Origin of the sequence: Sporolactobacillus shoreae (assembly GCF_004684935.1) — a bacterium.
In the GTDB taxonomy this organism is placed as follows: Bacteria; Bacillota; Bacilli; order Bacillales; family Sporolactobacillaceae; genus Sporolactobacillus; species Sporolactobacillus shoreae.
Genome location: NZ_SRJD01000012.1, coordinates 1 through 12901, shown reverse-complemented (window position 1 = coordinate 12901; position 12901 = coordinate 1). Strand labels below are relative to the sequence as shown.

General features: G+C 42.7%; 12 protein-coding genes. 9 read left to right on the top strand and 3 right to left on the bottom strand.

From position 1 onward, the window contains the following. The first annotated feature begins 114 nt into the window (after window positions 1-114). On the top strand, window positions 115-1098 hold the full coding sequence (locus tag E4665_RS10895) for a YeiH family protein (protein ID WP_135348825.1): 984 nt from the start codon (window positions 115-117) through the stop codon (window positions 1096-1098). 102 nt (window positions 1099-1200) lie between these two features. On the opposite strand, the gene E4665_RS10890 is transcribed toward E4665_RS10895, so the two are convergent. Together E4665_RS10890 and E4665_RS10885 are read right to left on the bottom strand one after the other, a co-directional pair. Next, window positions 1201-2409, bottom strand: coding sequence for a YhgE/Pip domain-containing protein (locus E4665_RS10890; protein WP_135348824.1), 1209 nt, complete (start codon window positions 2407-2409; stop codon window positions 1201-1203). Window positions 2410-2460: 51 nt separating this feature from the next. Further along, complete coding sequence (locus E4665_RS10885; protein ID WP_135348823.1) at window positions 2461-3048, bottom strand: TetR/AcrR family transcriptional regulator; 588 nt, start codon at window positions 3046-3048, stop codon at window positions 2461-2463. Window positions 3049-3270: 222 nt separating this feature from the next. Here E4665_RS10885 and E4665_RS10880 point away from each other — a divergent pair, with 222 nt between their 5' ends. Beyond that, window positions 3271-3987 (top strand): HAD family hydrolase, encoded by a 717-nt coding sequence (locus tag E4665_RS10880; RefSeq protein WP_135348822.1) that lies wholly within the window; start codon window positions 3271-3273, stop codon window positions 3985-3987. A 30-nt stretch (window positions 3988-4017) separates the two neighbouring features. On the opposite strand, the gene E4665_RS10875 is transcribed toward E4665_RS10880, so the two are convergent. Continuing rightward, a complete protein-coding gene (locus E4665_RS10875) occupies window positions 4018-5202 on the bottom strand; it encodes an MFS transporter (protein WP_167815185.1) in 1185 nt (394 codons plus the stop codon). 293 nt (window positions 5203-5495) lie between these two features. Between E4665_RS10875 and E4665_RS10870 the strand changes: the two genes are divergently transcribed. The 7 genes from E4665_RS10870 to E4665_RS10840 all read left to right on the top strand — a co-directional run bounded on the left by E4665_RS10870 (window position 5496) and on the right by E4665_RS10840 (window position 12519). Next, window positions 5496-6395, top strand: coding sequence for an aminoglycoside phosphotransferase family protein (locus tag E4665_RS10870; RefSeq protein WP_135348820.1), 900 nt, complete (start codon window positions 5496-5498; stop codon window positions 6393-6395). A 96-nt stretch (window positions 6396-6491) separates the two neighbouring features. Next, on the top strand, window positions 6492-6707 hold the full coding sequence (locus tag E4665_RS10865) for a DUF6366 family protein (protein WP_135348819.1): 216 nt from the start codon (window positions 6492-6494) through the stop codon (window positions 6705-6707). 148 nt (window positions 6708-6855) lie between these two features. Further along, entirely contained in the window at window positions 6856-7857 is a 1002-nt protein-coding gene (locus E4665_RS10860) for an NAD-dependent epimerase/dehydratase family protein (RefSeq protein WP_135348818.1), read from the top strand. Between the two features lie 232 nt (window positions 7858-8089). Then, a complete protein-coding gene (locus E4665_RS10855) occupies window positions 8090-9331 on the top strand; it encodes an MFS transporter (protein ID WP_135348817.1) in 1242 nt (413 codons plus the stop codon). Between the two features lie 325 nt (window positions 9332-9656). Further along, on the top strand, window positions 9657-10805 hold the full coding sequence (locus E4665_RS10850) for an NAD-dependent epimerase/dehydratase family protein (protein ID WP_135348816.1): 1149 nt from the start codon (window positions 9657-9659) through the stop codon (window positions 10803-10805). 21 nt (window positions 10806-10826) lie between these two features. Then, a complete protein-coding gene (locus tag E4665_RS10845) occupies window positions 10827-11972 on the top strand; it encodes a glycosyltransferase family 4 protein (RefSeq protein ID WP_135348815.1) in 1146 nt (381 codons plus the stop codon). A 121-nt stretch (window positions 11973-12093) separates the two neighbouring features. Then, a complete protein-coding gene (locus E4665_RS10840) occupies window positions 12094-12519 on the top strand; it encodes a GtrA family protein (RefSeq protein WP_135348814.1) in 426 nt (141 codons plus the stop codon). Window positions 12520-12901 lie beyond the last annotated feature (382 nt).

Below are 12901 nucleotides of genomic sequence, written 5' to 3'. Positions count from 1 at the left end.
GTCTGAATGTCACAGTTCATCATCCATAACTAATTGCTTATTATGATTATAAAATAATAATATTTTAATGATCTATGCGCAAGTCTTATAATTACCGACATAAGGAGTGATCATGTGAAAATATTCACAATTAAATTGCCAGGTATTATATTAGCGGCAGTTCTTGCAATACCCGCTTGTCTGATCGGGACCTTCTTCCCGCTTGTCGGCAGCCCGATTCTGGGTATATTATCAGGCATGCTGCTATCCGTTTGGAGAAGGCCCGTCTTGTTCGAAGAAGGAATCAAATATACTTCAAAAAAGGTGTTGCAATATTCTGTAGTCCTGATGGGCTTTGGACTAAATTTGTTTAACATTATAAAAGTAGGAAGCCAGACGCTTGAGTTACTTGTATTTACTCTGGCAGCCGCATTTCTGACCGCTTATATCGCCGGGAAACTGTTGAAAATTGAGGGGAAAACGCAGACCCTTATTGGAGTTGGCACGGCCATTTGCGGGGGATCTGCGATCGCTGCAGCTGCCCCCGTGATTCGTGCAGATGAAAAGGAAGTGGCCCATGCGATATCCACCATTTTTCTCTTTAATGTGATTGCAGCGTTTTTATTTCCTTTTCTCGGACATGTAATGGGTATGAGTAACCAAAGTTTTGGACTTTGGACAGGGACGGCGGTTAATGATACATCGTCGGTTGTGGCAGCAGGATATACATTCAGTCATGCCGCGGGTAATCTCGCAGTGATCGTCAAGCTGACCCGGACACTGATGATCATACCTGTTACACTGGTTCTTTCCTTTTACTATTCACGAAAAACAACGCAGAAAGGCCAGGGTGGGTATCACTTTTCAAAAGTATTCCCGTGGTTTGTGCTTGGTTTCGTTACGGCTTCCGTGATCAGCACTTTTCTGCCGCTCCCGGTGGCAGTGATCAATTTCCTCGTGCAATGCGGAAAATACCTGATTGTGATGGCCATGGTTTCCATTGGTTTGAACACCAACGTCGTGAAGCTTGTGAAGAATGGCGGTAAACCAATAGTGCTCGGATTTATTTGTTGGGGTGTTTTGTCAATAGTTTCACTTGCCGTACAGTGGTGGCTGTAAATAAAAATAAGACTGTTTCTAATAACATCAAGAGTATCTCAGAAACAGTCTTATTTTTTATTTTATTTGAAGTGGGTGGTTTAGAGTTGCTCAGAACAATAATTATTGTTCTGTTTGCCCAGTTAATTCATCAAGTTCGCTGGTCTCAGACAATTGAGTTCTCTGAAACAAGACTCTCACAGCCGCTATAAGTAGTGTTATTGCGGAAACGGCAAGCAGGAGCGATGTATCATTTGGAAGACTGACACCGCCAAAGATGACTGTGTAATATCCATCGGCAACGTAGGTAGCCGGGAGAAGCGAACCCAAAGTCTGATAAAAATCAGAAAGCATCACCTTCGGAACGATCACGCCTGAAGTGACGAGCTGCAACGCCATTGAAAGAATGTTGAACAGCATGCCGGCCGGTCCGAAAAGAATGACAAACATTTGCGTGAGGCTGAGAAATGAGAAGTAGACAAGTGTCTGAAAGGCCCACGTTTCCAGCAAGGGTGTATGGAGATCAATCTTAAAGATTGCCATAAAAATGAGTGAGATAACGGCCAGAAGAACAGCGGCACCTACATTAATCATCTGTCTGGAGAGAAAAACGGACCATTTATTAAACGATTGCCTCATTTTCATGGCGGCACCATTCAAGTTCAGGCTCATGATCATCGAACCGACAAATGAAGCAAGAACAACTAATAAGGGAACCATGGTTGCCGGAAAACCACTCACATTATTTGTTTTGATAATTGAAGAATGAATAGAGTGAAGCGTCAATGATTGCATCGCATGTGAAATACTTGCCGAAATATTTTGGGCGAGCTCCTGTGAAGGAACTGCTGTACTCAACTGCTTGGATAATTGGGAGAGAATGACTTTTTGTTTATAAGCATATATGTTGTCGTTAATCGTGCTGGTGACATCCTGGGCAGTGCCTTCCATGATTTGCTTGGCGAGAGAGGCATTCGCTTGATTAATAAAATAGTTAATCTCTGCACGGCCGCTTGTCTGCAATTGTTCTGAGAAAGTGGCTGGAATCTGAATGACCATGTCCAGATTTCGACGATTCATTTCCTGCTTTGCGGTGTCGACTGACTGATATGTTTTTACGTCAAATGGCAAGTTCTTCTTCAAATTATCTTCGATGGTGGTCCCCATGTTCTGATCCTGATTTGTAACGCCTATTTTCAGTTGATTCACCCGATCTGAAACGCCGTTATACGCCGTCATCCACACAGAGAAGAAAATAAGCATAAAGACAAACGCTGTGGCTATCCCAAGCCATGTTTCACGATACTTGAAAAATTGCTTCAGTGATTTCATTTTTGTTCCTCCTTTAAAGTAAGTGCTTACTTGCTTTTACTTCTAAAAAAATCAGGGGGTTAATCCCCTGGCGAAAAGCTGGACGCTATAAGTCAGAAAATCTTTTTTAGGTCTTGATATAATGCCATCACCAAAACGACTGAGTGATAAAAAGTACCCGAAATTCAACCAAAGAAAGTTCATTGCCTGAAGTTCAATATCCGTGTCAATGAGCTTGCCTCGCTCATGCATGTTCGTGAAATAGCCCATCAGGATCTTTTTCAGTTGCAACGGAATACCCAGGACAGCTTCATCAAACTCCGAGAACATGCCTGATTCCCGGATGCTGATCCATATTAAATCGCCTATTTTTTCGGAATACTTTTGATAACTGTCCGCGATAATCAGCAGATCGTGTTCCAGATCCCAGGTTATCTGTTCATCAATCACTTTCTCCAGAAATGGGCTGTACGAAATGGATTGGGAGACAGCTTCCAGAATGCCCTTTTTGCTCCCGAAATGCCGGAAGATCGTCACCTCATTCACACCGGCACGCCCGGCGATCGCACGTGTTGTCGTTCCCTTGTAGCCATAATCCCGGAACAGTTCAATAAAGGCGTTGATGATTCGTTCAGATGTGTTATCTTTTCGCTCAACCATGGTTATCAGACCTTTTCATATATGCAAGTGATCACTTACATTGATGAGAATATACCAGATCTTTGAAAATGTCAAATGTGCAGAAACTATTTTTTAGACCTATACCATTTTAGTCATTTTTGCATCGTATTTTATTCATTTACATTTGCGACACTGTGTTGATACAATTTGCGGATATAATCAATGGGAAAACAAATTTATAAGTCATGCTGGTGATGCTGAATGATTAAAGGCATTCTTTTTGACAAAGACGGTACTTTGGTGACTTTTAGTGAGAAATGGGCTGAAGCCACTTCCGTTATCGTCGAAAACTATTGCAAGGGGATTCCGTCAGAAAAACGTACGCAAAAAAATAGTATTCTGAAGCAACTGGGTATTGTGAATGGAAGGGTGATCGAGGGCGGGGTGATTGCCGAAGGGAGTTTAAAAGACATTGCGGTCATCATCAGTCATGCGACTGACTTCCCGGTACAGGAGGTTACGGAAGATGTCAAAGTGCAATACTTACAGCAATTGAAAAGGGATTCGACCTTTATCACGCCGATTGGTGACGTTCATGGTCTATTTTGCAGGCTGAAAAAACTGGGCTACATCATTGGTGTGGCTACCGGTGATGATTATATGCCTTCCGTCTTCACAATGGAGGCGATCCATGTCATGGATGATCTAAGTTTTATCGCGACATCTGACAGATACCCGCAAAAGCCTGCTGCAGACATGGCGTCTGCTTTCTGTGAGCGGTTCAGCCTCCTTCCCAAAGAGGTAATCTACGTAGGTGATACCGAGACCGACATGCAATTCTCCAAGCATGTGGCTTATGGTGTTGGTGTTCTGTCAGGAATCGGTACAAAGCAGACACTATCGCGTTATTCGGATTTTGTCGTTCCGACCATTCATGGTCTGCTGGACGAGAATGGTTGTTTGCTGGGATCGAATTAATGGGAAAGAAGACTTTGATTCACTCGCAAGTCAATCAGTAATCAAAGATGAGATAAAGGGCATTGAAGTGAAGCCGAGCAAAGTGAGTATGATGACACATCCATAGATCAGGTCCGGATGTCCCGACTGAATACAAATGCCGCTGATCGTCGGGCCGAGGAAGAATCCAAGGAATGTAAATGTCTGCAGTATTCCATTGGCCGCTCCACGATTTTCGGGTGGAAACAGGTTGTTGATATACGAAGGCAGGATGGTTGTCATGCACATATATCCGGTGATGACGCATATAGCCGATAAGAACACGGCAGGCAATGACTGCCACAAAAGCACCACAAATCCTGAACCCAGGAGGAGCAAAGAGACCAGAGCAACTTGTTTAAAATGCCCGCTATCCGCGGTATGAGTGCCAAGCATCATCGTGAACATGCCGATAGCCAGTGCGGGAGCAAAAACAAGCCACAAATGACCGATGCTCATATACGTGCTGAACTTCTCAGGCAATATAAAGAAGAGAGAAGCCATGATAAAGTTATACGCAATGCCAAGATAGCTGATGAGAAGGAGATTCCTGTTTCTGAGGACACGACTGAACAGCTTCCAAGAGTGGTCCGGGATATCTGCGGCATTTGGCATTTCATGTGTGAAGAATAAAACGAGCAGGATGGCCAGGCCGACAAGGCATGCCGCTCCGAGAAACATCCATTTCAGGCTGATCCACTGATAAAACATCGGACCGAGAACAAATGCGATGACTGCAGAAGGGGCTACAATCATACCGACAAATCCCATGGCCTGATTGCTTTTACCGATGGGAGACTTGTCACCTACCCATGAATACGCAATGCCCATAATGGCGCCGCTTCCCTGAAGTGCACGTGCAACGATGAAGACATAGATGTTTGACGTAAGCCCGGCGATAAGCAAACCTGCAAATAATTGAAAAAGGCCAAGTAGCATGAACTTTTTTCTGCCCTTGGTATCACTCAAAATACCATACGGTATCTGGAAAAAAGCATTGGTCAATCCGTAAATGCCCAGGGCGATACCCGCCAAAAAAGGGGTACTGTACATCAGCTGCTTTCCAAATGTTGAAATAAACGGGTTCAGCATGGTCATTGATAATTCCCTAAGACCCATCACTAAGCCAAGTAGGATTAAAAAGTGCTTATTCACGTGTCCTTTTTTATTGCCGTGTGAAAGTTCTTGACTCTTCAACTGATTCTTCTCCATCTCTTAAGATCAATCGTTTCTTTCTGAATATAATAGTACCACCGGTCAGACTTAGATCACAAGTAAAGCAGTTATAGTAAAGAGAATGGAAAAACAAGGGTAGGGGCATTACAATGTAATTAATGTTACGTGCGAGTTTTTGCTGATGAAGGAAACCATCTGCAAGACTTCGTTCAAAAAACTGATCGGCTGGTTAACGAAGTTCACTTCGCCATCTCTGAAAGGATAACAATTATTAGAGGTATCTGTCGACTCAGCAAAAGAGGCTAACTAAATCAATGCTAAAAAAAGAAATGTTAAGATTCGTCGAGGACGTTTTGCCTGATTTAAATATAAATGAAGTTCAGACAATTAATCAGGGCTGGGATAACGACATCTTAATTATTAATAAAGAATTAGTCTTCAGATTTCCTAAGTCAGAGCAATTTCTGACTCAGGTACAAGATGAATGTATTATTTTAGAACAATTGGCATTGAAAGAACCCGTGTTAAAAATACCTCGATATGAAATGTTGTATTCGGGGGGCAAACTAAAAGCCGTTAAATATTCTTTTTTACAAGGCAAATCATTGAACGAAAATTCGATTAAAGATATAAGCAAGAATCCGGAAAACGCAAAAGTAATAAGTGACTTTCTGTCCAAATTGCACAGTATCAGTCCATCAGAACTAAAAAAAACGCAGCTGCATACTATTCACACTCTTAATTATTGGAAAACATTGTATGCATCGGTTAAAAATCATGTATTTCCAATTTTAAACAGTCAGCAGCATGATGAAGTCAATGAGGTATTTATTAATTTCATCAGTAATTACCCCAAATTTTCTTATAAAAAAGCTGTCATACATGGCGATCTTTCTGCATCCAATATGCTTTATGATGAGGAGGACGGGTGCTTGAGCGGCATTATCGATTTTACAGATGCCCAGATTGGGGATCCGGCTTTCGATTTCGCAGGTTTGTATTGGAATTTTGGACCTGATTTTACCAAGAAAGTATTGTCTTACTACTGTACCAATGAATCAAAAGGTTTATTGTTCGATAGAGTAAGTTCTTTCTATGGACTGCAGCCTGTTTTTCACGAATGGCTGCATGCAATCAAAACAAATCAAAAGATGGATTGGAAATCTACATTTGAAAAATTTTCTGGGCTTAGAAATGGTGCTAATAACTTTTGAGCCTGTTTTCTAAAAGAGTGCTGTTTTTTACATGAAAATAATAAACCATTAAGACAAGATTTATTTGAAGAGGATGAAGAAAATGGGGGTGTGGCAATGGGTGAAGACAAAGAAACACCTGAAAGAAGAAGAGAAAGACTAAGACAAGAAGAATTAAAAAGAAACCCAACTGGAAATGTGAACGATGCATTTAATAGGGCTAAAAATGGAAACCTTGCTGATTTGGCAGGCAGTTTAGGCTGGAAAGGTATTGGAATACTTATCTTTGTCATTATAATAGGCTTTATAGTTGCATCAGTATTCCTAAAGTAGGAGACCTCTGTTTGAGGTCTTTTATTTATGCGCTTCTGTAGCATGGCTGTTGTTTTGTAAAAAGAAGTCAGTCTTCTTATAAATTTCAGGATTTGTGTAACTCATCGTGTAAAAAAAACGTTTATTTTAGAAAAGAGGTGCTGAATCTTTGAGAATTCTTATATTAGGCGGAACCGTTTTTCTGGGAAGGCATCTTGCTGAGATTGCCAAAAAAAGAGGCCATTCAATGACGCTATTCAATCGTGGGCATCATCCAGAAGTATTTTCAGACATTGAACAGCTGCATGGAGACCGGGACGGAGACCTGGAAGTTTTAAAAAACAGAAGATGGGATGCAGTGATCGATACATCGGGATATGTTCCGAGAATTGTCCGTCAATCCGCGCAGTTGCTCTCTCAGTTAACCGATCATTATACCTTCATTTCAAGTATTTCTGTGTATCAGGATTTCAGCAAGTCAAATATCACTGAGCAAGCAGAGGTAGGAAAATTAGACGATGAAGCAGTTGAAGATATTGGAAAAGATAATTACGGCCCGCTTAAGGCGCTTTGCGAGTCAGTCGTTCAGGAAGTCATGCCTGGGCGGTCACTGGTTATTCGTCCGGGCCTGATCGTCGGGCCACATGATCCGACGGACCGTTTTACCTATTGGGCTTGGCGGATTAGAAAAGGCGGAACGGTTCTCGCACCTGGGAACCCTGAAGCGCCCGTTCAATGGATTGATGTTCGGGATCTAGCCTCATGGATTCTGGATATGGTCGAGAAAAAACAGACAGGAGTCTACCATGCAACGGGTCCGAAAGAACCTCTGACGATGAAAGCTTTTCTTGAATCGAGTGTCACATCATTGAGTTCACAAACGCAGCTTCAATGGGCGGAGGAAGATTTTTTACTAAAACAAGATGTCGGCTACTGGATGGAAATGCCTCTCTGGATTCCGGAGAAAGAAAATATGTCAGGATTTCAGATGGTTGATAACAGAAAAGCGGTCAAAGCAGGGCTCTTGTTTCGTCCGATTCAAGAGACAATCCGGGATACAGCTGAATGGGCGAGCGGGCGACCGTCTGACTATGAGTGGAGAGCAGGAATGAGTGCGGAGCGTGAGCAGGAAATTCTCAGAAAAGCAAGAAATGGGCAAGCCAATCTGTGAATGCTTTGAACTTGATCCATTAATTTTCCTTGTTCGTGATGAATAATCCTGCTAAAATTCAATTATTGTCAGGTACGATTCAAAAGGGGAAATCTCAAATATGTAATTGTCATTGTATTAGACTCCAGTAAAAAAATATGAAAAAGTAAGCGTACGAAATGGGTGGACAACATCATGTATCCGCTTGTTTTCCTGTGGTTACTTTCTCACAACAATGAGGAGAAAAAATACAATGGCAAAAAAATATTCTTTCCGATTTCTCTGGATGGGCCAGTCTCTGGCTAATTGCGGGGACGTCTTTTATATTGTCGGGCTAATGACTGAAGTCTACGCACTGACAAAGTCTGCTTTCTATATGTCACTTGTCCCTTTTTTTACTACTTTTTCCCGCTTTATCAGCGGACTGCTGGCTCCGCTTATTCTTGATCAGATCGGTCTGAAGGGATCGCTCGTCCGTTCACAGATGGGCAAAACCTTTCTCTTATTGGTTCTCGCTGTTCTTCTTCAAACCCATTTCGTTGCTCATTTTTTTCCACAGTTGTTTCTTTTCGTAGTATTAATCAGTTTTCTGGATGGCTGGGCGACGCCTGCACGTAATGCCATGGTTCCCATTCTCATCGACAGAGAAGGACTAGTGAAAGCCAATGGTTTTCTGGCGATCATGGATCAGTCTATAAATATGAGCGGTTGGGCGCTCGGAGGAGTCCTAGCTGCTTTTTTAGGCGGATTTAGCATGATTGGAATCACTTTTCTACTGTTCATTGCCTCAACAGCTTTAATGATGCTGATTGAGGAACAACCCGGGATGTGTTTCAATCATGGAAAAGTGAAACCCGGAAATAAGATGGATGGAATGAAGGCCGGCTGGATCGCTATTTGGCACATACCGGCATTACGGATCATCAGCGTTGTAGAAGTCATAGGCTCAGTGGCTTCAACCGTATGGATGGCGGCCATTGTCTATATTTTTGTCAATCATGCGCTGCATGTCAATGAATCATGGTGGGGGTACATCAACTTTACCTACTTTGCGGGCCTGATCATTGGCGGATTTCTAACGGTTTCCAGTGCTACTTTTATAGATAAGCATCTGATTCTTACTTCTCTCGTTGGTTTATTAGCGACATCCTTTTTAACGCTCTTTTTTGGCTGGAATTCAATCCCGCTTTCTGCACTTCTGATTTCCCTGATGGTTGGTTTATTCGAACAACTGAAGACCGTTTCATTTGAAACCATAATTCAAAAGAGTACAAAATCCGATGTTCTGGCAAAGGTCTATTCTGCAACAGATACGCTGTATGCCTTTTCTTACGGAGCAGCCACCCTGGTGATTGGTTACATGACGGATCAAATCGGTGTGAAGTTCATCTTTACACTGTCAGCTTTTCTTTTGTTCCTTTCGTCTCTGTATGCGATGTCGAACAGAAGGAATCTAGCTGTAGATTATGAAATGAGAAAAAAGTCTAATCTTTAATAAAAAATCAAATTCATATCTTAACAGCCGCGGTTTTTGGGTAATTGCCAAAAGACCGCGTTTTTCTTGATGCATATATATTCAGAAGTAGGCATCTATTGATGAACACCGCTTCATTTGGACCCCATATTTTCTATATTTCAGAAAAACGAGCCCGTGCTTCTGAGAAAACCTTAATCTTCTATTAAGCAAATTTTCATGTTGGGTTGATATAATGACAATGATTGCCGAACACTGTTTGTCCTTTCAGTTACAAGTAGTGGTTTCAGATAATTTCACTTGATTCATTGATCATTCAATGTTTCCAGAATAGGAGTGTCATGGGATGAAAATTATTATTGCCGGTGGAGATGGGTTTTGCGGATGGCCGACCGCATTGTATCTTTCAAAAAAAGGTCATGATGTAGCAATTATCGATAACTTTTCCAGAAGAAAATGGGATGATGAATTGCATTCCAATTCACTGACTCCTATTCTGACTTTAAAAAAGAGAGTTGAGAAGTGGAAAGAGCTCACAGGGAAAAAGATTGAAGTATTCGACGGTGATTTAAATCATTATGATTTCCTGAGTCAGGTACTCAAACATGTATCTCCCGACGCCTTTGTCCATTTTGCGGAGCAGCGTTCAGCTCCATATTCAATGATTGACCGTGAACATGCGGTATTTACCCAGGTGAATAATGTGGTTGGAACGCTTAACGTGATTTACGGCATTAAAGAGTTTGTCCCGGAATGCCATTTGATTAAACTGGGAACCATGGGTGAATACGGGTTCCCAAATATTCCGATCGAGGAAGGGTACATCCGTATACAGCATGAAGGCCGTGAGGATGTTCTGCCCTATCCGAAACAGCCGGGTTCGATGTACCACTTGTCAAAAGTGCATGACAGCCATAATATCATGTTCGCCTGTAAGACATTTGGCCTCCGTGCGACAGACTTAAACCAGGGCATTGTGTACGGCCTGTATACGGATGAAACGGCGCTGGATACTGCGCTGACCAACAGACTCGATTATGACGGCGTCTTTGGGACGGCGCTCAACCGTTTCATCATTCAGACGGCCGTGGGACATCCGCTGACTGTGTACGGAAAAGGCGGACAAACACGGGGATTTCTGAATATAAAGGATACCGTAAGATGCATTGAACTTGCTGCGGAACATCCGGCGGATTATGGGGAGTTCCGTGTTTTCAACCAGTTTACAGAAGAGTTCTCTGTGCTCGACCTCGCTGAAAGAGTGCAGAAGGTTGCTGCTGAAGAAGGAATGCCCGTTTCAATTGATCATCTTAAGGATCCAAGGGTTGAGCTTGAAGAACACTTTTTTCATGCGAAGCACACGAAGCTGGAAAAACTTGGCCTAGAACCTCATCTACTTACAGAGGATGTCATCAGGGATATATTGCATACGGTTATAAATTATAAAGACCGGGTTATCCCAGAAAATATATTGCCGACGGTGAACTGGCGATAAAGTCTTTGGGAGGAGCTTCGTATGAAAATAGCGATTATTACTGAGACGTTTCTTCCATCAACAGACGGAATTGTCACGCGTTTATGCGAGACGATCAAGTGGCTTGAATCCCAAGGCCATCAGGTCATGGTGGTGGCTCCGGAACTCGGTGTTAATGAATATTGTGGCGCTGAAGTGAAGGGGGTTCCCGCCCGACGGCTTTTCTTTTATCGGACCAAACAATTTGCATTACCGTCCAGGCTTGTGAAAAAATATCTGGAAGCTTTTCAACCGGACCTGGTCCATGTGGTCAATCCGGCTCTGCTGGGATTAGCCGGTATCTATTATGCACGCAGGCTAGGCATCCCACTGGTCGCTTCTTATCACACAAATGTCGCGCAATACATGGATTATTATCATCTCGGTTTGTTTAAGCCGCTAATTTGGCACTATTTCCGCTTCATACATAATCAGGCTGAGATAAATCTCTGCACATCACTGACGGTTAAAAAAGAATTAGATAAAAGAAAATTTAAAAATGTTCAGTTGTGGAAAAGAGGGGTCGATCCTGAGACCTTCTGCCCGGAGAAGAGAAACACCGATGTTCGGCGCAGAATCACTCAGGGTCATCCGGATAAAAAAGTCCTCCTTTATGTTGGGCGGCTTGCCGCGGAAAAGGAGATTGAGAAAATCAAGAATGTTCTCGATCGGTCTCCAGAATTATGGCTCGTGATAGCGGGTGACGGGCCCTATCGAAGAGAGTTGGAAAATTGCTTCAGACGGGCCAATGTGACGTTTACAGGGTTCTTGCATGGGCAGGACCTGGCTGAGGTCTACGCGTCCTCGGATATTTTTGTGTTTCCTTCCACAACAGAGACCCTGGGACTGGTCATACTTGAAGCTATGGCTTCGGGGCTGCCTGTGATTGCAGCCGATAGCGGTCCATCGCGTGAACAGATTGAAGATGGGAAGAATGGTTTGTTTTATCAGCCGAGTCAGCCGGATGACTTGAGCAGAAAAGTCCTTTCTCTAACGTCCGGAGAACTGGATCTCAGAACGATGGGTAAGGCTGCAAGACAGACGAGTATTGATCTCGGATGGAGTCGTGCGTCAAATCAGCTCCTTGATTTCTATCTGATAACACAAGATGATCTGAAAATCGCTACGGAAGAAAAAGGACTTGTCTGAAACAATCAATAAGGCCTGCAGAAAGCGAGCACCTGAAGCGAAAAAACTGCAGACACGTTTTAACAAAAACTTCAATAAATGAACCGGGATATTGGTGTGAGAATCAGAAGGGAGCCGGTCCATGTTTCAATTTACACAGTTTTCTTTGATCGGGATGATCAATGCAGTCATAGATCTTGGTTCTTTGAATATCTTGATTATCCTTTTCCCGACAAAAGTTCATGCGCTCCTTGTCTTTTACAATACGATAGCGTATGGGCTGACCATGATCTGCAGCTATCTACTTAATTCAAGGATCACCTTCAAAACGCATTCCGATCAGACTCTCAGACAGAAATTATTATTCCTGATCGTTGTGTTAATCGGTTTTGTTGTCAGCAATTTAATCTTTATTTCCGGCCTTTATATCACCGATGATGTTTTGTCCAACCGTATAGTTGCTCAGAATGTCTCAAAACTGCTCTCAATGGCAATTTCATCATTGACCACGTTCTTTTTATTGAAGCATTTTGTATTTAAGAGAAAACAGCAGCAAAGCCGGATTTAGGCATCCCAGGATTAGCTGTCTCTAATTATGAAGCGGGCTTATCATTTCATAAAGACAACATCAGGTATGCGTCAAGCTGATTCTTTGATTATTTGAGCCAATTTTAGTTATTCTATAATTGGTTTTTTTTTTCGTACGTTAAGAAAGCATAGAGCGACCGAGCAAGGTCGTGCCTTATAGCGGGTGGGAAGCCCGTCGGGAAAGAGCTAGCCACTCATCCGTAGCGAGTCTTGGAGAACGGAAGGCAACTTTGGTTTTTAAGCGTAGACAGCGAGCCAGTGGGCCGTAAGCCAAGTGGTTGAAGGGATTGAGCCTCGAAAACTTATGAAATGGGAATGCCGATGGCGTTATACTTCCAGAAGGCAACACGCCAGACATCGTT